Here is a 22,785-nt window from a genome sequence, read left to right on the forward strand (position 1 = left end):
CTACCGCGCCTGTGTTCCTCTCCTGGGCCTGCGCATCAAACGATAGGCGGCCGGGATCACGAACAGCGACAGCAGCGGCGCACTCAGCATGCCGCCGACCATCGGCGCTGCGATGCGGCTCATGATTTCGCTGCCGGTGCCCGCCCCCAGCAGGATCGGCAACAGGCCGGCGACAATCACCGCCACGGTCATCGCCTTCGGGCGTACCCGCTGCACCGCGCCTTCGCGGATTGCATCGCACAGCGCGGCCTCGCCGCTCAGCCCGTCGCGCTGCTGTTCGGCCCAGGCGTTTTTCAGATACAGCAGCATGATCACACCGAACTCCGCAGCGACCCCCGCCAGCGCGATGAAACCGACACCGGTGGCCACCGACAGGTTGTAGCCCATCAGATAGAGGAACCAGACGCCGCCAGTCAGCGCGAACGGCAGGGTCAGCATGATCAGCACGGCCTCGTCCAGCCGGCCGAACGTCAGGTAGAGGAGGAAGAAAATGATCAGCAACGTCGCGGGCACCACCAGCTTGAGGCGCTCGTTGGCGCGCTCGAGAAACTCGAACTGGCCCGAGTAAGCCAGGCTCATGCCGGGCAGCAGGCTGACTTCGGTGCTGACCGCATCGCGCAGATCGGCAACGACCGAAGCGATATCCCGGCCGCGCACGTCGACGTATACCCATCCCGCCAGCCGCGCATTCTCGCTGCGCAGCATCGGCGGGCCGTCGCTTATGCGCACTCGCGCCACGCTGCCGAGGGTGATCTGGCTGCCCTGCGGCGTGAGGATCGGCAGCTGCTCCACCCGCTGGGGAGTATCGCGCCATTCGCGGGGATAGCGAACGCTGATCGGGTAGCGCGCCAGGCCCTCGATGGTCTCACCTACGGTCTCGCCCCCGATGGCGCTGGAGACGATTGACTGCACGTCGGCGATGTTCAGCCCGTAGCGGGCGGCGTCCCGACGATCGATATCGATATCGACGTAGCGCCCGCCGACCAGGCGCTCGGCCAGCGCCGAACTGACACCCGGCACCTTTCTGGCAACGGCCTCCACTTGCTGGCTGACACGGTCGATCTCCTCCAGGTTGGCGCCGGCGATCTTCACCCCGATCGGGCTCTTGATGCCGGTGGCGAGCATGTCGATGCGATTGCGTATCGGCGGAATCCAGATATTGGTCAGGCCTGGCACCTGCACTGCCCGGTCCAGCTCGTCGATCAGCTTCTCAGGGGTCATGCCGGCGCGCCACTGCTCTCGCGGCTTGAAGCGGATGGTGGTCTCGAACATCTCCAGCGGCGCCGGATCGGTCGCCGACTCGGCGCGGCCGGCCTTGCCGAACACGGTTTCGACTTCCGGAACCGTGCGGATCATGCGGTCAGTCTGTTGCAACAGCTGCGCGGCTTTCTGCGCTGACAGCCCCGGCAGCGCCGAAGGCATATAGAGCAGATCACCCTCGTCCATCGGTGGCAGGAACTCCCCGCCCAAGCGTGACATCGGCCACAGCGTGGTAGCCAGGATCAACACGGCTACGCCAATGGTCATTTTCGGGTGATCCAGCACCGCATCCAGCGCAGGGCGGTAGACCCGTATCAACCCGCGGTTGAGCGGATTGCGCGACTCGTCCGGCAGCTTGCCGCGAATCCAGTAGCCCATCAGCACCGGCACAAGGGTCACCGAAAGCCCCGCCGCTGCGGCCATGGCATAGGTCTTGGTAAAGGCCAGCGGGCCGAACAAACGGCCTTCCTGCGCTTCGAGGGTGAACACCGGAATGAACGACAGGGTGATGATCAGCAGGCAGAAGAACAGCGCCGGGCCGACCTCCTGCGCTGCGCTGGTCATGACCTGCCAGTGCTCCTCACCCTCCAGTGTCTTGCCGGGATTGGCGTGGCGCCAGGCCTCGGCCTTCTTGTGCGCTTTCTCGATCATCACCACCGCCGCGTCGACCATCGCACCGATGGCGATGGCAATACCGCCCAGCGACATGATGTTGGCGTTGATGCCCTGATAACGCATCACGGCGAAGGCGATCAATATGCCGATGGGCAGCGAGACGATCGCCACCAGCGAAGAGCGCAGGTGCCAGAGGAAGATGCCGCACACCAGTGCGACGACGACGAATTCCTCCAGCAGCTTGAAGCTGAGGTTCTCCACCGCGCGGTCGATCAGCTCGCTGCGGTCGTAGGTGGTGACGATTTCGACACCCTCGGGCAGGCTGCTTTTCAGCTCTTCGAGCTTGGCGTGCACGGCGGCCAGGGTTTCCCGCGCGTTCTTGCCGCTGCGCAGGATCACCACCCCGCCGACCGTTTCCCCATCCCCGTCGAGCTCTGCGATGCCCCGACGCATTTCCGGGCCGAGCTGGATATGCGCCACATCGCCCAGCGTGACCGGCACGCCCCTGGCGCTCAGCTGCAGTGGAATCTGGCGAAAATCCTCGAGCGTCTGCAGGTAGCCGGAGGCGCGGACCATGTATTCGGTTTCGGCCAATTCGAGTACTGCGCCGCCAGTTTCCTGGTTGGCCATGCCGATGGCCTCGATGACCTCGGCCTGAGTGACGGCAAGGCTGGCCATCTTCAGTGGATCGAGCACGACCTGATACTGCTTGACCATGCCACCGATGGTCGCCACCTCGGCCACGTTGGGCAGCGTGATGAGTTCGTATTTGAGGAACCAGTCCTGCAGACTGCGTAGTTGCGCGAGATCGTGCGTGCCGCTGCGGTCGACCAACGCGTACTGATAGATCCAGCCGACCCCGGTAGCGTCCGGCCCGAGAGATGGCTTGGCGCTGGCGGGCAGCCGGATCTGCACCTGACTCAGGTACTCCAGCACCCGCGAACGCGCCCAGTAGAGATCGGTACCGTCCTCGAACAGCACATAGACGAAGCTGTCGCCGAAGAACGAATAGCCGCGCACCGTCTTTGCTCCAGGCACCGAAAGCATGGTGGTGGTCAGTGGATAGGTCACCTGGTTCTCGACGATCTGCGGCGCCTGCCCCGGATAGGGCGTGCGGATGATCACCTGCACGTCCGACAGGTCAGGCAGCGCGTCGATCGGCGTGGTACGCACTGCCCAGATGCCCACGGCAGTCATCAGCAATGTCGCCATCAGCACAACGAACCGATTGAGGACGGACCAGCGAATCAGCGCGGCGATCATGGCTGCTTCTCCAGCGGCTGAATTCGCTCGACCAGCAGGCCTGCATCGGTTTCCCGAACGGCGAAACGGACCCGGTCTTCGACCTCGATATCCTGCAGCAATGCCGCATCGGCGACCGCGAACGCCATGGTCATGCCGGGCATGCCAAGCGTGTGGAACGGGCCGTGTGCGATCTTCACGCGGGCATCGGCGAGTGCCATGACGCGGCCTTCGGATTCATGCAGCGTCGGTGCCGGCTGTGCATGGCCATGGTCGTGGTCGTGCTGCACATCACTGGTCGCGGGCGTCGCGACGATGCCGCGCAGGCTGGCTTCGGAGTCCAGCAGGAACTGGCCGGACGCAACCACCTGCTGACCTTCCTCCAGGCCGCGGAGGATGACAGTCTGGCTGCCGCTCTCCCGCCCGGTCTCGACTTCCACCGGGCGATAGCGGCCGCCGGGCTCGGCCAGCATCACCAGGCTGCGACGCCCGGTTCGAATGACCGCCTCGCCGGGAATCAGCAGAACCGACGCATCGTCGCCACCGGCCAGGCTGGCCTGAGCCGTCAGCCCCGGCCGCAGCAGTCCGTCCGGATTGGGCAGCTCTACCCGCACACGCAGGGTACGGCTTGCAGCATTGGCTTCCGGCAGCACCGCGGTGATCTCACCCTCGATGAGCTGGCCCGGCAGCGCCGGCAGCCGCGCAGTGGCGCGCTGGCCGACGCGGATACCCTGGCTCTGCGCCTCTGGCACCGCCACTTCCAGCCAGACGCTGTCCAGCCCATTGATCCGCGCGAGCGGCGCACCGGCCGCAAGCGTCATCCCTTCGCGAACATCCAGCTCCTGCAGTACGCCGCCGATCGGGGTGGAAATGGTAATGGACGCGTTGACCTTGCCACTGCGCTCGAGCTGGCTGATGGTCGATGCCGGCATGCCGGCCAGACGCAGGCGCTGCCGTGCGGCCGCCAGCAGCGCTGGTTCGCCGATTCGCCGCAGGGCCAGGTATTCCTCCTGAGCGGCCGACCACTCGGGAATCAGCAGGTCGGCCAGCGCTGCGCCCTTGTCCAGCACATCGCCTGGCGCATGCCGATAGACGCGCTCGACGAACCCGCCGGCTCGAGCCTGAACCAGCGCGACATCACGCGCGTTGTATTCGAGCAAGCCGACCGCTTCGGTCACATTCACCAGCTGTCCGCGGCTGACGGTTGCCAGGCGAATACCAAGGTTCTGCGTGATACCGGCATCAATACTGATGGTGGCGGCATCGCCGCCCTCATTGACGTAGCGCGGCACCAGGTCCATATCCATGAACGGTGACTTGCCGGGCTTTTCGAAACGGTGCTGCGGCACCATCGGGTCGTACCAGTACAGCACCTGGGCGTCACTCTCGACCGCGGATGCGACTGGTTCGGACACCTGGTCATCAGAGCTGGCCAGCCAGTAGCCGGCACCCGCGCCGATCAGCGCCGTCACCCCGGCCAGGGTGACGCTTGCGAGAACATTCCGGCTCATTTGGCTTCTCCGTAAGCGAAGTGCAGGCGCGCAGCCGCGATGGCTACCAGACCCTGCAGGTCGATGTGTTCAAGGCGGGTCTCGATCAGCTCGTTGCGCGCTGTCAGCACCGCTTTCAATTCGCTGGTCCCGGCGCGATAGCCGGCCATCGCCAGCGCCACCTTTTCCTCTCCCAGCGGCAGCAGCACCTCTGCGTTGCGTTCAAGTGCGCGCTGCAAGCGATCCAGCTCGGCCAGCTCGACGTCCATCCGCTCAACGAACTCGCGCGTGATGGCTTCGCGCTCGGCTTCCAGTTGTTCAAGCTCGGCGTAGCGGGCGGCGATCCGCGGGTTCTGCCGCGAGCGCTGGAACACCGGCAGGTCGAAACTGAATTGCAGATTGACCATGTCGCCATACTCGCGACCGCGCTTGAGGTAGCTGACCTCCCAGCTCCAGTCGACCTGTTTCTCGGCGGTCGCCTCACGGATGCGTGCCTGCGCCACTTGGGTCAGCGGCGCATAGGCGGTCAGTTGCGGGTGCTGGCCGACCCGCTGCGCCAGTTGTTCATGGGCAATGGCCCAGCGCGGCGGTTCGCCGAGCAGCGGTTGATTGCCATCGCTGCCGACCCAACGCACCAGCGCCGCGCGTGCCTGGCGGCGCTGCTGCTCCAGTTCGTCCTGGCGATCAGCCAATAACGCTGCCTGTTGCTTCGCCGCGACGCTGTCGGTCAACTGCCCTCGCCCGCCGGCGATACGCGCCCGAATTGCTTCGGCGAGCAGGCGGTTCTCCTCGAACAACTGGTTGAACAGCTGGATCTTGCGTTCCACCGCGTGGGTGGCGATCCACGCCTGGGCAGTCGCCAGACGCACCCTGAGGGTTTCCACCTCGCGCGAGGCACCTGCGCGCTGGACAGACGCCTGTGCCGCATCGCGGCGTGCCTTGCGCTTGTCGCGGTTCGGAACTTCCTGCATCAGGCCGACCATGCGCATGGTCATGCCGTCTTCATCGAGGCTCCAGCGCTCGGCACCCTCAATCGGCACGTTCTGCAGGCCCAGCAGCAGTTTCGGGTCGGGCAGCTCGCCCGCAGCGATGGCTTCGCTACGCGCGGCTTGCAGCCTGAAAGCCTCGGCACGTAGCGACGGCGCCTGCTGTTGCGCAAGGCTCAGGGCATCGTCGAATGTCAGCCCGGTGGCTGCGCCGGGCAGGCCGAACGCGGCGACAAACACCACGCCCGCGAACGGCCGGTATTTCCCTATCAATCGGGAGATCATGGATTGGATTCCTCGGTTTCCTGCATACCGCAACGGCATGCCTACAGCGCCTCAACGCATGAGCGTGGGGCGAGTCAGGTCAGCGATGGAATCAGTAGCGCGGAGGACGCCAGACGTCGGCGTTGGAGCGGGCGGGAAAGAACTCGGGGTAATGAACTGCGAGTTGCGGCAGCGAGGCGGTCAGATGCGGCTGCGCTATGCCCGCCTGCAACATGCTGCCGGTCTTGCACTGGTGGCCGCTTTCACACAGTGGATTGCCCTCGTGCGAATGCGCATCCTCGTCCTGACCTTCAGCCTGGTGTGCGAGATGCCCCGAGCTCTCCATGTCGCTTTGCATCTGGCACGGTTCTGCGCTCTGTTCGAGCGCAGCCATGCTGCTCACGGGGAGCGCGAGGCTGATCAACAGGACGAGTAGCAGACGCAGATGGGTTTTCATGGCAAGGAGTCTAGCCGAGCCGGCGCCCGGTAAAACTTGATCCAGATCGTGTCAGCCCGAATCCTGTCCGCCGCCATTGCCATTGCCATTGCCATTGCCATTGCCATTGCCATTGCCATTGCCATTGCCATTGCCATTGCCATTGCCATTGCCATTGCCATTGCCATTGCCATTGCCATTGCCATTGCCATTGCCATTGCCATTGCCATTGCCATTGCCATTGCCATTGCCATTGCCATTGCCATTGCCATTGCCATTGCCATTGCCATTGCCATTGCCATTGCCATTGCCATTGCCATTGCCATTGCCATTGCCATTGCCATTGCCATTGCCATTGCCATTGCCATTGCCATTGCCATTGCCATTGCCATTGCCATTGCCATTGCCATTGCCATTGCCATTGCCATTGCCATTGCCATTGCCATTGCCATTGCCATTGCCATTGCCATTGCCATTGCCATTGCCATTGCCATTGCCATTGCCATTGCCATTGCCATTGCCATTGCCATTGCCATTGCCATTGCCATTGCCATTGCCATTGCCATTGCCATTGCCATTGCCATTGCCATTGCCATTGCCATTGCCATTGCCATTGCCATTGCCATTGCCATTGCCATTGCCATTGCCATTGCCATTGCCATTGCCATTGCCATTGCCATTGCCATTGCCATTGCCATTGCCATTGCCATTGCCATTGCCATTGCCATTGCCATTGCCATTGCCATTGCCATTGCCATTGCCATTGCCATTGCCATTGCCATTGCCATTGCCATTGCCATTGCCATTGCCATTGCCATTGCCATTGCCATTGCCATTGCCATTGCCATTGCCATTGCCATTGCCATTGCCATTGCCATTGCCATTGCCATTGCCATTGCCATTGCCATTGCCATTGCCATTGCCATTGCCATTGCCATTGCCATTGCCATTGCCATTGCCATTGCCATTGCCATTGCCATTGCCATTGCCATTGCCATTGCCATTGCCATTGCCATTGCCATTGCCATTGCCATTGCCATTGCCATTGCCATTGCCATTGCCATTGCCATTGCCATTGCCATTGCCATTGCCATTGCCATTGCCATTGCCATTGCCATTGCCATTGCCATTGCCATTGCCATTGCCATTGCCATTGCCATTGCCATTGCCATTGCCATTGCCATTGCCATTGCCATTGCCATTGCCATTGCCATTGCCATTGCCATTGCCATTGCCATTGCCATTGCCATTGCCATTGCCATTGCCATTGCCATTGCCATTGCCATTGCCATTGCCATTGCCATTGCCATTGCCATTGCCATTGCCATTGCCATTGCCATTGCCATTGCCATTGCCATTGCCATTGCCATTGCCATTGCCATTGCCATTGCCATTGCCATTGCCATTGCCATTGCCATTGCCATTGCCATTGCCATTGCCATTGCCATTGCCATTGCCATTGCCATTGCCATTGCCATTGCCATTGCCATTGCCATTGCCATTGCCATTGCCATTGCCATTGCCATTGCCATTGCCATTGCCATTGCCATTGCCATTGCCATTGCCATTGCCATTGCCGGCGAGCAGATGGCTGAGCACCGAACGCATCTTGCCGGGCTTGACCGGTTTGTTCAGCACCGGTACGCCGCAGCCCTGCAGCTGCTGGCGGCACTGGTCGCTGCGATCGGCAGTGATCATTACCACCGGCAGCGCCTGGTTGAAGCGTCCGCGCACCGCGAGCACGACGTCCCAGCCGGTCAGCCCGTGATCCAGGTGGTAATCGGCGAGGATCGCGTCCGGCGCGACTCCATCCAGCGCCGTCAATGCGCTTTGCTCGTCGGTGGCAGTCACCACCGTGCAGCCCCACTGTTCGAGCAAGGCAGCCATGCTCAGCAGGATGCTCTCCTCATTGTCGATTACCAGCAGGCGCCGCCCAGGCAACGGATCGCCCAGCTGCGGCACGACTGCCGGAGCCGCAATCCGCTCGCGGGGCATCGCTTCGGCCAGCGGGACGTCGATGCTGAACACCGAACCACGCCCCGGTTTCGAGCGCACCAGCACCTGGTAGCCGAGCATGCTGGCGATACGGTCGACGATGGCCAGTCCCAGCCCTACCCCACTACGTTTTGCGGATCGACCGATCCCAAGCTGGTTGAATTCGAGAAAGATCGACTGTAGCTCCTCCTCAGGAATGCCCCGCCCGGTGTCCCAGACCTCGATACGCAGCGCCCCGGCGCGCATGCGCGCCCCCACCAGCACACAGCCCTGATCGGTATAACGGCAGGCATTGCTGAGGAAATTTCGCAAAATTCGCGTCAACAGGCGGAAATCGGTCTTGATAGCAACGCGCGGGATGTAGTGCTTCAACTGCAACCCTGCGGCAGCAGCGACCGACTGGAACTCCGACACCAGCGGCAGCAGGACATCGTCCAGCGAATAGATATCGATATCCGGTTTGATCGCGGCCTGATCGAGCTTGGAGATGTCGAGCAGATCGGTCAGCAGGTCTTCGGCGCCTTCCAGGGCCTGGTGGGCCCGCTCGACCAGATGCAACTCGTTCTGCGGCAGTTTGCGTTCGCGCAAGGTCGAGATCAGCAGGCGCGCGGCGTTGAGCGGCTGCAGCAGGTCGTGGCTGGCTGCGGCGAGGTACTTGTCCTTGCTCAGGTTGGCAGCTTCCGCCGCATCGCGGGCTTCACGCAGTTCACAGGTGCGCTCGGCGACGCGCTGCTCGAGCTCTTCGTTGAGCTGCAACAGGCGCAACTGCGCCAGTTTGCGCTCGGTCACGTCGGCGACGAAGCCTTCCACCAGTCCGTCTTCGTCCGGCTTGAGCAGCAGGTTCATGATCACGTAGATGGCGCTGCCGTCCTTGCGGCGCAGGCGCGTCTCGTAGCCGAACAAGCCATGCTGCTGGCTCAGGATATGGCGGATCTGCCGAAGCTCCTCCTCACCGCCGATGAATAGATGATGGGACAGATCGGTCAGCGCCCACAGCGCCTCTTCTGGGGTGTCGTAATTGAGCATGCGCGCCAAGGCGGGGTTGGCGGCCCGAATACCTTCGTGGATGCTGGCCTGGAAGATGCCGTGCACGGCATGCTCGAACAGCCATTTGTAGCGATTGCGCTCCCCTTCCAGCTCTTCCAGGCGCGCCACCAGTTCAGGGTAGTGACTCTTGCGTGCGGAATGGCTGCCGAAGCCGAGCAGTTGCGCCAGGGCCTGATGCTGGTCATCAGAGGGCTTCGGCATAGACGACCTCGACGTCCCGCTGCGTCGACGAGCGTGGATTGGTCAGGATGCAGGGGTCCTGCATCGCATGTTGCGACAGGAACGGAATATCGGAAAGGTTCACCCCGTGCAGGCTGAGCGTTTCGCGGAAGCCGATCTGCTGCTTGAGATCAATCAGGTGCTGCACCAAGCGCTCGCGAACCTGACGGTGATTCAGCCCGCGCGAATCGATGCCCAACGTTTCAGCGACCTTGCGGTAGCGGTCCGGCGAGGCGTCGTAATTGAATGCGACGACATGTTCGACCAGCACGGCGTTGCAAACGCCATGGGGCAGATCGAGATAGCCGCCGAGGCTGTGGGACATGGCATGCACCGCACCGAGGATCGCGTTGGAAAACGCCAGCCCGGCCTGCATGCTGCCGAGCATGATCTGCTCGCGCAGCGCGATATCCGCCGGATTGGCGATCATCTGAGCAAGATTGCCGTTGATCAGTCGCATGGCTTCCAGCGCGTGCGGGTCGGTGAGCGGCCCATGACCAGTCGACACGAATGCCTCGATGGCATGCACCAGCGCGTCAATGCCGGTACAGGCGGAAAGGAACGGGTCCATGCTCAGCGTGGTTTCCGGGTCGATCAGCGAGACATCCGGCACGGCTGCCTTGCTGACGATGGAGAACTTCATCCGCTCTTCCTGGTTGGAAATGATCACGAACTGCGAGACATCCGCCGAGGTACCGGCAGTCGTTGGAATCAGGATCAGCGGTGGGCTGGGCACGCGCAGCGTATCCACCCCTTCGAATTCATAGATATGGCGCCCATGCGCCGCGACGATGCCGATACCCTTCGCGCAGTCCATCGGGCTGCCACCGCCTACCGCGACGATCACGTTGCAGCCTTCGCTGCGATACAGCTCGGCGCCGAGCATCACCTCTTCGCAACGGGGATTGGGTGAAACACCGGTGAACAAGCAGTGTTCGATGTTCTGCCGGTCGAGACTGGCCTGCACGTCAGCCACCCAGCCCGCCTTCACGACGCCGGGGTCGGATACCACCAGCACCTTTCGCGCGCCGAAGTTGGCCGCACAGGTTCCGACACTGTGGCGACATCCGGCACCGAAGATGATTTCTGGAGAGACGAACTTGCGCTGGAGGCTGATATTCGGGCTCATGACTACGGCCTTTTTTATTTTTTGTAACTAACGGGCGCAAGCCTACTGCATTGATCAGGTAAAGCAATGCGCCAAATGGCTGGCCGCGCCACCCGTCCGGCGGAACGCGTCAGAGCAGCTGTTGGTAGAAGCGCAATTCCCCTTGCAGCGCATCCGCAAGGTTGGCTGCCTGTCGAAACCCGTGGCGCTCATCGGGATACAGGCGGTATTCCACCTCGATGCCACGATCACGCAAGGCCGCGACCATCGATTCGGTCTGCTCAGGTAGCACCACCGCGTCCTGCCCGCCCTGCAGGAAGATGACCGGCGCACCGATTCGGTCGGCACTGTGCAGAGGGGCGCGCTCCCGAAAGCGCTCCGGCACCTGCTGCGGATCGCCAATCAGCCAGTCGAGGTAATCGCCTTCGAACTTGTGCGTTCCCCGCCGCAGCGCCAGCGGATCGCTAACGCCGTACAGACTGGCGCCGCCGCGAAACAGCGCTGTCGCAGCCAGCGCACTCAAGGCCGTGAAGCCACCGGCACTGGAGCCACGGATGAACAAGCGCTGCGGATCGACCGCGCCCTGCTCCACCAATGCCCGTGCGGCCTGGCAGGTGTCTTCCACGTCGACAATGCCCCACTGCTCGCGCAATCGCTGTCGATAGGCCCGCCCGAAGCCGCCGCTGCCGCGATAGTTCACGTCGACCACGGCGAAGCCGCGCTGGGTCCAATACTGAATGCGCGGATCGAATACCGGATAGCTCGCCGAAGTCGGCCCGCCATGTGCGAATACCACCAGCGGTGGCAAGGCCCCCGGCTCGCCGCGGTAGTTCGCATTGGCGGGAGGGTAAAAGAAAGCATGTGCGACCTCGCCATCGCCGGTCGGAAAGCGCATGGGCTGCGGGCGCGACAGTTGATCGCCGGCCAGCGGCTGCGCTCCGCCGGCGAGGATCCGCACCGCTCCACTGGCCGTTTCGATGGCGAGTACCGCGGGTGCTCGCTCCGGAGCGCCAGCGATACAGAACACGTGGGTCTGGTTGGCGGCCAATTGGCGGCACCGGGTGAAGTCCTCGGCCAGTTGGCGCCGGCTGCCATCGGCAGCGTGCTCGAACAGCCAGCCATAACCATCGACCATATGCGTCAACAACAGGCCGCCACCAGCCAGTGGCAGGTAGCTGGTGGTGCCCAGTTGCCAGGGTGCCGGGGCACAATCGAAGTCCTGTGCCTCGTCCGCCTCGCCGCATGCCGTCAGCGAATACCGACGCAGCTGGCCGTCTGCCTCATAGAAAGGCTGCCAGAAACCCAAACGGTCGCTGAGGCAGAACAGCCGGCCGTCGGAGGCAAAGCGTGGCTGTTGCAAGGACTCGCCTCCATCCGTGCCTGCCAAGCATTGCCTGTTGCCCCAACGCTCGTTAGGCAGGCGTTCAGCTGCGCACAGGCGCGACGAGGTCCAGGGCTGCTCGGGACGATCCCATTCGATCCAAGCCAGCCGTGCACCGTCCGGACTGAGCACCGCAGCGGCATAGAAGTCGGCGCCCTCCACAACAACGCGGCGCGCGCCATCGACCATGGAGATACTCACCAGACGATGCACGACGCCAACGGCCTCATGGGATTCCTCCAGCGCCAGAATCGCATCACTGACGGGATCATGTTGCAGATCGCCATACCGGCGTTCAAGCGCCGCGGTCAGCGCGATTGGCGGCGCGGTCTCGGCGTCATCGGTCAGCTGCAGGTAGATCTGCTGATCTGCCTCGTTGACGAAGGCGATGCCCTGACCGGTCAGACAGAACGCGCCGCCGCCGTATTCATAGACGCGACTGCGTACCGAGAAGCCGTCCGGAGTCAGGCAGCGTGCGCTGCCAGCCTGCCAGAACCACAGCGTGCAGCGCCCTTGAACGGGGTCGTACTCGACCCAGAACAGCCCCCCGTGACCGGCCCGCAGCTCGGCATAGTCCTGGCTGGCGGCCGCGGCGGCCTCGGCGCTCCAGGCGCTGGGCCAGAAGCCATAGGGCAGCACCTCGGCGGGTGGATGAAGCATGGACGAATCGTTGCGGGGCGATTTCATACCTTGAGGATGAGATTGGAAGCCTTCTCGTTACGATGCTGCAGCTGATCGAGCCCCAGCGCGCCGTGGTCTGCCTGATCGCGAGCCGCAAGTATCTTGCCGTGGTGCGCCGATTTGCTGCACACGGGATCGGCATTGGCGGCATCGCCGGTGAGCATGAAGGCCTGGCAACGGCAGCCGCCGAAGTCGCGTTCCTTCTCGTCGCAACTGCGGCAGGGTTCAGGCATCCAGTCGTAGCCGCGGAACTTGTTGAAGCCGAAGGAGTGTCGCCAGATGTGCTCGATGCTGTGCTCGCGTACGTTGGGGAATTCAACAGGCAGTTGGCGCGCACTGTGACAAGGCAAGGCCGTGCCGTCCGGCGTGATATCGAGAAACAGGTTGCCCCAGCCGTTCATGCAGGCCTTCGGGCGTTCTTCGTAGTAATCGGGCGTCACGAAGATCAGCTTGCACGGATGGTTTTGGGCGGCGAGCTTGTCGCGCCACTCGTTGGTGATGCGCTCGGCACGTACCAGCTGTTCCTTGCTCGGCAGCAACCCTGCACGGTTCAGCTCCGCCCAGCCGTAGAACTGGCAGGTGGCGAGTTCGACAAAATCGGCTTCGAGCTCGATGCACAGCCGAATGATCTGGTCGATGTTGTCGATGTTGTGCCGGTGGGTGACGAAGTTGAGCACCATCGGGTAGCCGTGCTTCTTCACCGCTCTGGCCATTTCCAGTTTGTGAGCAAAGGCCTTCTTCGAGCCGGCGAGCAGGTTGTTCACTTCCTCGTCGGCAGCCTGGAAACTGATCTGGATATGGTCCAGGCCGGCCTCGGCGAAGCTGGCGATCTTCTCTTCGGTGAGGCCGATGCCGGAGGTGATCAGGTTCGTGTAATAGCCGAGTCCCCGTGCCGCCTCGATCAACTCGGCCAGGTCCTGACGCACCAATGGTTCGCCGCCGGAAAAACCCAGCTGGGCCGCGCCCATCTCGCGTGCCTGGCGGAACACCTCGATCCACTCGGCGGTGCTCAGTTCTTCATGACTACGGGCGAAGTCCAGCGGATTGGAGCAGTACGGGCACTGCAACGGGCAACGATAGGTCAGCTCCGCCAGCAGCCAGAGCGGCGGGCCGGGCTCGTAGCCGGGTTTAGCGAAGCTCGATCCAGAACCGTTCAACGGCAACCTCCAGGAACGCAACGATATCTTCTTGAATCCCTTCGGCCTCGGGATAGCGAGCCTGCAGATCGGCAACGATCGCACCGACGCTACGCGTCCCGTCCACTTCGGTCAGCACCGCCGCAGCGCTCTCGTTGAGCTTGATCATGCCTTCCGGGTAGAGCAGCACATGGCAGTTCTGCGCGGGCTCCCACTGGAAGCGGAAACCACGGCGCAACGCTGGAATCTGGGTCAGTTGAATATCGCTCATCATCATTGTCTCGCCAGTGGGCAGGTTGCTGCCTGGCCACGTGGTCATGGTCGTCAGGCGGTCCACTCTACAGGGGCCGGATGCCTCATGGGCAGGATCTGCCCACGGAACGCGTGCCTACAGGCTGATGCCCTTGTGCCAGATACGCTCGCGGGTCACGGTGTGGTACGGCGGGCGATCCAGTTCGTAGGCCATGCTCATGGCATCGAGCATGCTCCAGAGCACGTCGAGCTTGAACTGCAGGATCTCCAGCATACGCTCCTGCGCCTCGCGGGTGCGGTAGTGCTCCAAGGTGATCCGCAGACCGTGCTCGACATCGCGACGGGCCTCCTTCAGGCGCTTGCGGAAGTAGTCGTAGCCGGAGGCATCGATCCAAGGATAGTGCTGCGGCCAGCTATCGAGGCGCGATTGGTGGATCGTCGGGGCGAAGAGCTCGGTCAGCGAGCTGCTGGCGGCCTCCTGCCAGCTGGCGCGACGGGCGAAGTTGACGTAGGCATCCACGGCGAACCTCACACCGGGCAGCACCAGCTCCTGCGACAGCACCTGCTCGCGATCCAGGCCGACGGATTCGGCAAGTCGCAACCAGGCTTCGATACCACCCTCTTCCCCCGGCGCGCCGTCGTGATCGATGATGCGCTGGATCCACTCCCGACGGGTGTCGCGATCCGGGCAGTTGGCCATGATCGCCGCATCCTTCACCGGAATGCAGACCTGATAGTAGAAACGGTTGGCGACCCAGCCCTGAATCTGCTCGCGTGTCGCCTGCCCGGCGTACATGGCCCGGTGGAACGGGTGATGGATATGGTAGTACTCGCCCTTGGCGCGCAGCGCCTGTTCGAATTCCGCGGGGCTCATGGCTGGCAGGATCATGGCAGTGTCTTTCCTTTTCTTATCGTTCCGATATTCGTATCGCAGCACCAGGCGGCTGAAGGCCGCGATTCGGGTGCTATAGCTCGATGTTCATGCCATCGAAGGACACTTCGATTCCATGCTCGCCGAGGATTTCGCGTTCGACGGAATCTTCATCGAGGATCGGATTGGTGTTGTTGATGTGGATGAGGATCTTGCGAACCGCGGGCATGCCGTCGAGCACCTCGATCATGCCCCCCGGGCCGCTCTGCTGCAGGTGTCCCATCTCGCTGCCGAGCTTGGTGCCGACCTCGCGCACGAGCATTTCGTCATCACGCCACAGAGTGCCGTCGACCAGCAGGCAATCGGCCTGGCGCATGGTTTCCAGCAGTTCGTCGCTGACCTTGCCCAGCCCCGGCGCATAGAACAGCGTGCCACCGGTTTTGCGGTCCTCGATCAGCAGGCCGATGTTGTCACCGGGATGCGGGTCATTGCGGTGCGGCGAATATGGCGGCGCAGAGCTGCGCAACGGAATCGGCGTGATGTGCAGGTTCGGGCAACAGGGAATGATGAAGCTGCCGGTCAGGGCGATGGGGTTCCATTTCAAGCCGCCGTTCCAGTGTTCGAGCATGTTGAACAGCGGGAACCCGGTGGTCAGATCCTGATGGACCATCTCGGTGCACCAGACCTCATGCGGGCAGCCCTCACGCAGGGTCAGCAGGCCGGTGGTGTGATCGATCTGGCTGTCCAGCAGAACGATGGCACCGATGGCGGTATCGCGTGGCGCACGGGCCGGCTGCAGCGTCGGGAACGATTCCAGCTGGGCGCGGATGTCCGGCGAGGCATTACACAGAATCCAGTCGACACCGTTATCACTGATGGCGATCGACGACTGGGTACGCGCCTTCGCATTGAGCGTGCCGGCGCGCAGGCCGGCGCAGTTGGCGCAATTGCAGTTCCACTGCGGAAAACCGCCGCCCGCAGCGGAACCAAGAATACGGATGAACATGGACAGCCCCCAAAAGCGAAGCCCCGGCCGGAGCCGGGGCTGATCGATCAACGATTTGCGAAGTACATGGTGACTTCGAAACCAATACGCATGTCGGTGAAGGCGGGTTTAGTCCACATAGGTCGGTCCTCTTTTTATGGTGCCGGAAGATTCCGACAGCCCAATTAAGCCCCCTGTTCTGCCTCGAGCAGAATGGTACTTTGGAAGGAGACAGCGCCGTGCCTTGGTAGTGCCCGACAGACGGCTGTCATTGCTGCGTTTCGTTTACCAGCTAACGCCCGGCCCTGGTGCGCTGTCAACTTGAACCCAGCGCCGACCGACCATTGGCATTACGCCAGGCCAGTTCATTGGTGATGGTCGCCATGGGTACGAACATCGTGCCATCGAATTCGTTGAGCGGCAGTCCCTGTGCGATTCGCTGCGGCCAGTCGTTGTTCGCCAGCGCGGCCTTGCCGACCGCGACCAGGTCCATGTCTCCCTGAGTCAGCAACTTTTCTGCTTGCTCGCCCGTGACGATGCCGCCGTTGCCGATAACCGGGATCGACACGCTGCCCTTTGCGATCGCAGCGAAGCTCGGCCCGTCGCCAAACGCCGGCGCAGCGGCGTCCGGCTCGGTAACGTGCAGATAATCAAGGCCAGCATCAGCCAGTGCGCGGAATCGCTGCCGGGCTTCGTCCACCCCACCCTCCCATTTCAGCTGGCTGTCGCTCACCATGCTCTGCGACAGGCGCATGCCAACCACGAAGTCATTGCCGACCGCTGCCCGCACCGCAGCGATGACGGCCAGCGGCAAGCGCAGTCGACCTAGGTAATCGCCTCCCCAGTGATCATCGCGCCGGTTGAACTCGGCGCTGATGAACTCGTGCAGCAGGTAGCCGTTCGCGCCGTGCAGTTCGACACCGTCGAAGCCGGCCTCACGGGCATGGCGCGCGGCCTGGGCAAACCCGGCGATGGCTTCCTGAATCTCGTCTTCGCTGATCTGCGCGGGCGTTGCATAGGGTCCTTCGCCACCGTAGAAGGTCAGCTGCGACCCGCCGGGCTGCACCGCCGATGGCGCAACGTGACGGGCATGATGGATGTTGCCCTGGGTCTGCGCGCCGCCATGCATGAGCTGGGCAACGAAAGCGGCGCCAGCGTCGTGCACGGCGTCGACTATCAGCCGCCAGCTGTCCCGGTGCGCTTCCGTAGCAAGTCCCGGCTGGTTGAAGTAACCCTGGCTGTAGGCCGTATCGGTATAGATGCCTTCGCTGATGACCATGCCGAAGCCACCCTTGGCGAACGAGGCGTAGTAGTCGCGCATCAATTCATTGGCAGCACCCTCGGCTTCGGCGCTGACGCGGGTCATCGGCGCAACGGCCGCGCGATTGCGCAGCTTCAGGTGTTTTAGCGAACAAGGTTCGAGCAGTTGCGACATGGGGTTCTCCTCATCTTCGGCACAGGGCATGTTGATGGGAGGCGTATCGGCGGCGGGGAGTTCGATGCACGCGATGGCTGGTTCGCCACCGGGCAAAAAAAAACGCGGCCGGAGCCGCGTTGCGATAGGAACCTTGCGCTCGGTTCGAGGGGGATTACAGCAGAAGCGGCGCAGGTCCCTGCACATGACGTGCGTAGCAAAATAAACCGGCGCGCTGGAGCTCACACGCCGGGGCCCTCATCAGAAGAATCCGAGTGGATTGATGTCGTAGCTGATCAGCAGGTTCTTGGTCTGCTGATAGTGGTCGAGCATCATCTTGTGAGTTTCACGGCCGACGCCGGACTTCTTGTAGCCACCGAAGGCGGCATGCGCCGGGTACAGGTGGTAGCAGTTGGTCCACACGCGACCGGCCTTGATGCCACGACCCATGCGGTAGGCGCGGTTGATGTCGCGCGTCCAGACGCCGGCACCCAGGCCGAATTCGGTGTCGTTGGCGATCGCCAGGGCTTCGGCTTCGTCCTTGAAGGTCGCCACACCGACCACGGGTCCGAAGATTTCTTCCTGGAACACACGCATCTTGTTGTGACCCTTGATCAGGGTCGGCTGCACGTAGTAACCGGAGGCCAGGCCGCCTTCAAGCTTCTCGGCTGCGCCGCCGGTGAGGATCTGCGCGCCTTCCTGCTGAGCGACTTCCATGTAGGAGAGGATCTTGTCGAACTGCTGCTCGGACGCCTGGGCGCCAACCATGGTGTCGGTATCCAGCGGGTTGCCACGCTTGATCGCCTTGATCTTCTTCATCACCACTTCCATGAAGGGCTCGAAGATCGATTCCTGAATCAGTGCACGCGATGGGCAGGTGCAGACCTCACCCTGGTTGAAGAACGCCAGTACCAGACCTTCAGCGGCTTTCTCGATGAACGCAGGCTCTGCATTCATGATGTCTTCGAAGAAGATGTTCGGGCTCTTGCCACCCAGCTCCACGGTGCTCGGAATGATGTTCTCGGCGGCGCAGCGCATGATGTGCGAGCCGACCGGGGTCGAGCCGGTGAAGGCGATTTTGGCGATGCGGGTGCTGGTGGCCAGCGCCTGACCAGCTTCGCGACCGAAGCCCTGGACGATGTTCAGTACGCCCGGCGGCAGGAGGTCACCGACGACTTCGATGAATACCATGATCGACAGGGGGGTCTGCTCGGCCGGCTTGAGCACGATGCAGTTACCGGCAGCCAGGGCCGGAGCCAGTTTCCAGGCGGCCATCAGCAGCGGGAAGTTCCACGGGATGATCTGGCCGACAACACCCAGCGGCTCATGGAAGTGATAGGCCGCGGTGTGCTCGTTGATCTCGGCGGCGCTGCCTTCCTGGGCGCGAATGCAGCCAGCGAAGTAGCGGAAGTGGTCGGCAGCTAGCGGCACGTCGGCGTTCAGGGTTTCACGGACGGCCTTGCCGTTGTCCCAGGTTTCAGCGACAGCAAGCTTTTCCAGGTTGGCTTCAATGCGATCGGCGATCTTCAGCAGAATCAGCGCGCGGTCCTGCACCGAGGTCTTGCCCCAGGCATCGGCAGCAGCGTGAGCGGCGTCCAGCGCTTTCTCGACGTCTTCGGCGCCCGAACGCGGGAACTCGGCAATGACTTCACCATTTACCGGCGAGGTGTTGACGAAGTACTCGCCTTTGACCGGCGGGACGAATTCACCACCGATGTAATTGCCGTAGCGCGGCTTGAAGGATACGACGGCGCCTGCGGTACCGGGCTGGGCGTAGATCATGATGGGCCTCTCTTCTTCTGCTTGTCGGAGCCTGTGCCGGAAGGTGCACAGGACATGGACCGATCTTAGGCAGTGGGGTCTTCGCTCCGGTATGCACCCATGGCAGCGGAGGGCTCCTCATTTGGTAGTAGATGGCAAGGCGCAGAGGCAGCGTTGATGGCGGTTTGCGATTGGTTCGGGCAGGCCGAAGCGGGAGAAAAAAGCCGAGCAGAATAGGCCTTGAATAGCACCTTAAAAATGACGCCGAACAAGGACACCGACCCACAGCGCAAATTCTCCGGCAACGCAAGAAAAGCGCGACCAAAAGGCGGCAAAACCAACCCCAAAGTCTTATTAGTCGCCGTGGCAAAGCGCCTTAGCTTCGGGGTGCGACATTGCTTTTCCTGACACCAACCAATGAGGAGATACGCCATGCAGTGGATCAATCCGGACTTCTGCGACCTGCGTCTGGGCTTCGAAGTCACTGCGTACGTCTACGTACGCTGAGCCCCTGACCGGCGTGATCGCACATGGCTTCACGCCGGTCGAGCGAGGATGGACATGATGACAACGACAAAAATTTTGCCCGCCAGCTGTTACGAGATCCGCCCGCCCTTCCTCTTTCGCTGGGAAGACTCACAGCATGCCCACGTGCTGCTGTACCCCGAAGGCATCGTCAAGCTGAACGCCACCGGCGGCGAGATTCTGCAGCGCTGCGACGGCAAGACCAGCGTCGCCGAGCTGATCGACCAGCTGGCCCTCAGCTACAACGCATCCGACGCCGACACGATTCGCAACGGCGTCCTGAACTTCCTGGAGGTGTCCCATGGCAAGGGCTGGATCCGAGTTAAGGCTTGACGGCAGCGGCAACCCGGTCTGGCTGCTACTGGAGCTGACCTACCAATGCCCGTTGCAGTGCGTGTTCTGCAGTAATCCACGCAACTTTGCCGATTACCGTCAGGATGAGTTGAGCACCGCCGAGTGGATCGACGTGATGGCCCAGGCCCGCGCCATGGGTGCGATGCAGATCGGCTTCTCCGGCGGCGAGCCCACGCTGCGCAAGGACCTCGAAACGCTGGTCGCCGAGGCTGACCGCATGGGTTACTACACCAACCTGATCACTTCCGGCATTGGACTGACCGAGGCGCGCCTGCGCGCCCTGAAGGATGCCGGACTGCGCCACATCCAGCTCGGTTTCCAGTCCACCGACCGTGACGTGGCGCGTCAGCTGGCCGGCGTCGATGCCCTGGAGCGCAAGCTCGGCATGGCACGCCTGATCAAGTCAATGGACTTCCCCATGGTGCTCAACGTACCGATCACCCGGCAGAACATCGCTCAGGTGCCGGACATCATCGAGTTCGCCGTCGAACTGGGAGTCGAGTACCTCGAGCTGGCGAACGTGCAGTACTACAACTGGGCACTGCTCAACCGCGATGCGCTGATGCCGACCCATGCCGAGTTGCAGAGAGCCGAAGACGAGGTGCACAAGGCGCGTGAGCGTTTTGGTGATCGCCTGACCATCTTCTTTGTCATCCCCGACTATTACGAAGGTCGCCCCAAGGCCTGCATGAATGGCTGGGGCGCCATTCACGTCACTATCGCGCCGAACGGCAACGTGCTGCCCTGCTCCCAGGCCAGCAACTTCAAGAACCTCACCTTCCCCAACGTGCGGCAGCAACGACTGGAGCAGATCTGGCACGACTCGCCGGTATTCAACCTCTACCGTGGCGACACTTGGATGCCCGAACCCTGCCGCAGCTGTGATGACAAGGAGAAGGATTTCGGCGGCTGCCGTTGTCAGGCGCTGCTGTTGACCGGCAACGGCGCCAACACCGATCCGGCCTGCAGTAAATCCCCACATCACCAGCTGATTCGCCAGGCCGTTGAACTGGCGCAGGATGCCACGCGTCCGCAAGGCACGCTGATCGCCCGACAGGCCAGTCAGGGGGTGGAACTTGAAACTGCCCCATGACTCGTTCGGCGGCACCGTCAGCGCCGGACTCGCGCTGACGCTCGGCTGCTACCTGTTACTGCGTTACTGGCTGGTGACGTGAGCATGCAGCTGCCGATCCTCGATCTGCTGGCCCGCTATGCGCACCTACTGTTCGCACTGGTCTGGGTCGGGCACAACTACGCCAACTTCATCCAGAACCCGCGCTTCGTGCCACTGCAGAACGGCATCGACACCGCTACGCTGAACTGCGATCTGGAAGCGCGGATGAAACGTGAGCACGGCATCTTCCGCTACGCCTCCGTGGTGGTCTGGGTGTCCGGCATGTTCATGCTCTGGCAACGCGGCTGGCTGGTCGAGGCGCTGCTGCTGCAGGGCCCGCTGGCGGTGATCGGTCTTGGTGCCTGGATTGGCACGCTGATGCTGCTCAACCTTTGGCTGGTGCTCTGGCCGCATCAGAAGAAGCTGCTCGGCTTCGTCCCAGCGACATTGGAGGAGCGTGTGCGCTGCTCGCGGATCACCTTCCTTTCGTCGCGCAGCAACACCATCCTGTCCTTTCCTCTGCTGTTCCTCATGGCGAGTGGTAGTCATGGCCTGCATCTATTCTGAGCAGTCCGGGCTCTACAATTTCGCTGCCGGCCCGGCGATGCTGCCTACCGACGTGCTGGCGCAGATCCGCGAGGAAATACAGGACTGGCGTGGCAGCGGACTCTCCATACTGGAGCAGCCCTTCACCAGCAGCGCCTTCAAACAGCTGATGGCTGAAACCGATGCCGACCTGCGCGCACTACTGGAGATTCCGAGCAACTATCGCGTGCTTTTCATGCAAGGTGGCGCATCGGCGCAGTTCGGCCTGTTGCCGCTCAATCTGCTGCGCCCGGGACAAGGCGCGGACTACCTGGAAAGCGGCCACTGGGCTCGCAAGGCAATTGCCGAGGGGCGCCGTCACGCACCAGTGAACGTCATCGCCAGTGGGGCGGATCAGGACTTCACCGCCCTGCCCTCACCAGCGCACTGGCGGCTCGATCCACTCGCTGGCTACTGCCATATCACCAGCAACGAAACCGCCAATGGACTGCAACTGCAGGAGTTTCCCGCGCTCCCGGTGCCCCTGGTGGTGGACATGACGTCGGATTTCCTCACTCGCCCCGTTCCAGTCGAGCGCTTCGGAGTGATCTACGCCAGCACGCAGAAGAACCTGGGTGCAGCCGGGCTGTGCGTCGTCATCGTGCGCGACGATCTTCTGCAAGCACCGCCAGCTGGCCTCCCAGCCGCATTCAGCTATGCGGTCCAAGCCGAGCAACAGAGCCGTTTCAATACACCACCGACGTTCACCCTGTATGTCGCTGCATTGATGCTGCGCTGGATCAAGCAACGAGGCGGCGCAGAGACGATGGCAACGGCTGCTCGACAAAAAAGCGCGCTGCTGTACCGCTACATCGACGGCAGCGATCTCTACCACTGCCCGCAGAAAATCCAGGATCGCTCGTCGATCAATGTCTGCTTTCAACTGACCGACGCAGGGCTGACCGAGATCTTTCTTGACCAGGCCGAGCTATGCGGCCTGACCCATTTGCGCGGGCATGCTGCCTTTGGCGGCGTGCGGGCCAGCCTATACAACGCGATGCCAGTATCGGGTGTGCAACAGCTCGTGGATTTCATGGCGGACTTCGAGCAACGCCATGGATAAG

General features: G+C 62.4%; 18 protein-coding genes and 1 pseudogene. 5 read left to right on the plus strand and 14 right to left on the minus strand.

What is annotated here, in order from left to right; genetic code table 11:
- The 14 genes and pseudogenes from F753_RS44475 to exaC form a co-directional block, all read right to left on the minus strand.
- Entirely contained in the window at positions 1 to 3,138 is a 3,138-nt protein-coding gene (locus F753_RS44475; protein WP_023446613.1) for an efflux RND transporter permease subunit, read from the minus strand.
- Positions 3,135 to 4,628 (minus strand): efflux RND transporter periplasmic adaptor subunit, encoded by a 1,494-nt coding sequence (locus F753_RS44480; RefSeq protein ID WP_023446614.1) that lies wholly within the window; start codon positions 4,626 to 4,628, stop codon positions 3,135 to 3,137. Before F753_RS44480 ends, F753_RS44475 begins: the two co-directional genes overlap by 4 nt.
- The gene (locus F753_RS44485) at positions 4,625 to 5,878 is read right to left on the minus strand and encodes a TolC family protein (RefSeq protein WP_023446615.1); all 1,254 of its coding nucleotides are present in this window, start codon (positions 5,876 to 5,878) and stop codon (positions 4,625 to 4,627) included. The genes F753_RS44480 and F753_RS44485 overlap by 4 nt, the downstream gene beginning before the upstream one ends.
- A 91-nt stretch (positions 5,879 to 5,969) precedes the next feature.
- Complete coding sequence (locus F753_RS44490; protein WP_014820266.1) at positions 5,970 to 6,314, minus strand: hypothetical protein; 345 nt, start codon at positions 6,312 to 6,314, stop codon at positions 5,970 to 5,972.
- Between the two features lie 1,536 nt (positions 6,315 to 7,850).
- Positions 7,851 to 9,536 (minus strand): annotated as a pseudogene (locus F753_RS0125240) (hybrid sensor histidine kinase/response regulator); the annotation flags it as partial.
- Positions 9,520 to 10,683 carry an alcohol dehydrogenase-like regulatory protein ErcA gene (ercA, locus tag F753_RS44495; protein WP_023446617.1) on the minus strand — a complete coding sequence of 388 codons (1,164 nt, stop codon included), beginning with the start codon at positions 10,681 to 10,683 and terminating at the stop codon, positions 9,520 to 9,522. The gene ercA and the pseudogene F753_RS0125240, both read right to left, overlap by 17 nt.
- A 109-nt stretch (positions 10,684 to 10,792) precedes the next feature.
- Positions 10,793 to 12,730: an alpha/beta hydrolase family protein gene (locus tag F753_RS44500; RefSeq protein WP_023446618.1), complete on the minus strand. Its 1,938-nt coding sequence runs from the start codon at positions 12,728 to 12,730 to the stop codon at positions 10,793 to 10,795.
- Positions 12,727 to 13,881, minus strand: coding sequence for a pyrroloquinoline quinone biosynthesis protein PqqE (gene pqqE, locus F753_RS44505; protein ID WP_023446619.1), 1,155 nt, complete (start codon positions 13,879 to 13,881; stop codon positions 12,727 to 12,729). The genes F753_RS44500 and pqqE (F753_RS44505) overlap by 4 nt, the downstream gene beginning before the upstream one ends.
- Positions 13,853 to 14,131 (minus strand): pyrroloquinoline quinone biosynthesis peptide chaperone PqqD, encoded by a 279-nt coding sequence (gene pqqD / locus F753_RS44510; RefSeq protein ID WP_031298274.1) that lies wholly within the window; start codon positions 14,129 to 14,131, stop codon positions 13,853 to 13,855. Before pqqD (F753_RS44510) ends, pqqE (F753_RS44505) begins: the two co-directional genes overlap by 29 nt.
- Positions 14,132 to 14,248: 117 nt before the next feature.
- A complete protein-coding gene (pqqC, locus tag F753_RS44515; RefSeq protein ID WP_014820272.1) occupies positions 14,249 to 15,001 on the minus strand; it encodes a pyrroloquinoline-quinone synthase PqqC in 753 nt (250 codons plus the stop codon).
- Positions 15,002 to 15,077: 76 nt separating this feature from the next.
- The gene (gene pqqB, locus F753_RS44520) at positions 15,078 to 15,989 is read right to left on the minus strand and encodes a pyrroloquinoline quinone biosynthesis protein PqqB (RefSeq protein WP_023446621.1); all 912 of its coding nucleotides are present in this window, start codon (positions 15,987 to 15,989) and stop codon (positions 15,078 to 15,080) included.
- A gap of 47 nt (positions 15,990 to 16,036) precedes the next feature.
- Entirely contained in the window at positions 16,037 to 16,108 is a 72-nt protein-coding gene (gene pqqA, locus F753_RS49305; protein ID WP_003284930.1) for a pyrroloquinoline quinone precursor peptide PqqA, read from the minus strand.
- A 176-nt stretch (positions 16,109 to 16,284) separates the two neighbouring features.
- Positions 16,285 to 17,403, minus strand: a complete 1,119-nt coding sequence (locus F753_RS44525; RefSeq protein ID WP_023446622.1) for an oxidoreductase — start codon at positions 17,401 to 17,403, stop codon at positions 16,285 to 16,287.
- 240 nt (positions 17,404 to 17,643) lie between these two features.
- On the minus strand, positions 17,644 to 19,164 hold the full coding sequence (gene exaC, locus F753_RS44530; protein ID WP_014820275.1) for an acetaldehyde dehydrogenase ExaC: 1,521 nt from the start codon (positions 19,162 to 19,164) through the stop codon (positions 17,644 to 17,646).
- Positions 19,165 to 19,560: 396 nt separating this feature from the next.
- On the opposite strand from exaC, the gene pqqA (F753_RS49310) reads away from it, so the two are divergent.
- From pqqA (F753_RS49310) to serC, 5 genes are all read left to right on the plus strand, one after another.
- A complete protein-coding gene (pqqA, locus tag F753_RS49310; protein ID WP_194291615.1) occupies positions 19,561 to 19,650 on the plus strand; it encodes a pyrroloquinoline quinone precursor peptide PqqA in 90 nt (29 codons plus the stop codon).
- A gap of 57 nt (positions 19,651 to 19,707) precedes the next feature.
- Entirely contained in the window at positions 19,708 to 20,001 is a 294-nt protein-coding gene (gene pqqD / locus F753_RS44535; RefSeq protein ID WP_031298283.1) for a pyrroloquinoline quinone biosynthesis peptide chaperone PqqD, read from the plus strand.
- Positions 19,970 to 21,115, plus strand: a complete 1,146-nt coding sequence (pqqE, locus tag F753_RS44540; RefSeq protein ID WP_031298275.1) for a pyrroloquinoline quinone biosynthesis protein PqqE — start codon at positions 19,970 to 19,972, stop codon at positions 21,113 to 21,115. The genes pqqD (F753_RS44535) and pqqE (F753_RS44540) overlap by 32 nt, the downstream gene beginning before the upstream one ends.
- Before the next feature lie 84 nt (positions 21,116 to 21,199).
- Entirely contained in the window at positions 21,200 to 21,703 is a 504-nt protein-coding gene (locus F753_RS44545) for a urate hydroxylase PuuD (RefSeq protein ID WP_023446626.1), read from the plus strand.
- Positions 21,684 to 22,784, plus strand: a complete 1,101-nt coding sequence (serC, locus tag F753_RS44550) for a 3-phosphoserine/phosphohydroxythreonine transaminase (RefSeq protein WP_023446627.1) — start codon at positions 21,684 to 21,686, stop codon at positions 22,782 to 22,784. The genes F753_RS44545 and serC overlap by 20 nt, the downstream gene beginning before the upstream one ends.
- Position 22,785 lies beyond the last annotated feature (1 nt).

Source organism: Stutzerimonas chloritidismutans AW-1 (genome assembly GCF_000495915.1).
GTDB classification, from domain to species: domain Bacteria; phylum Pseudomonadota; class Gammaproteobacteria; order Pseudomonadales; family Pseudomonadaceae; genus Stutzerimonas; species Stutzerimonas chloritidismutans.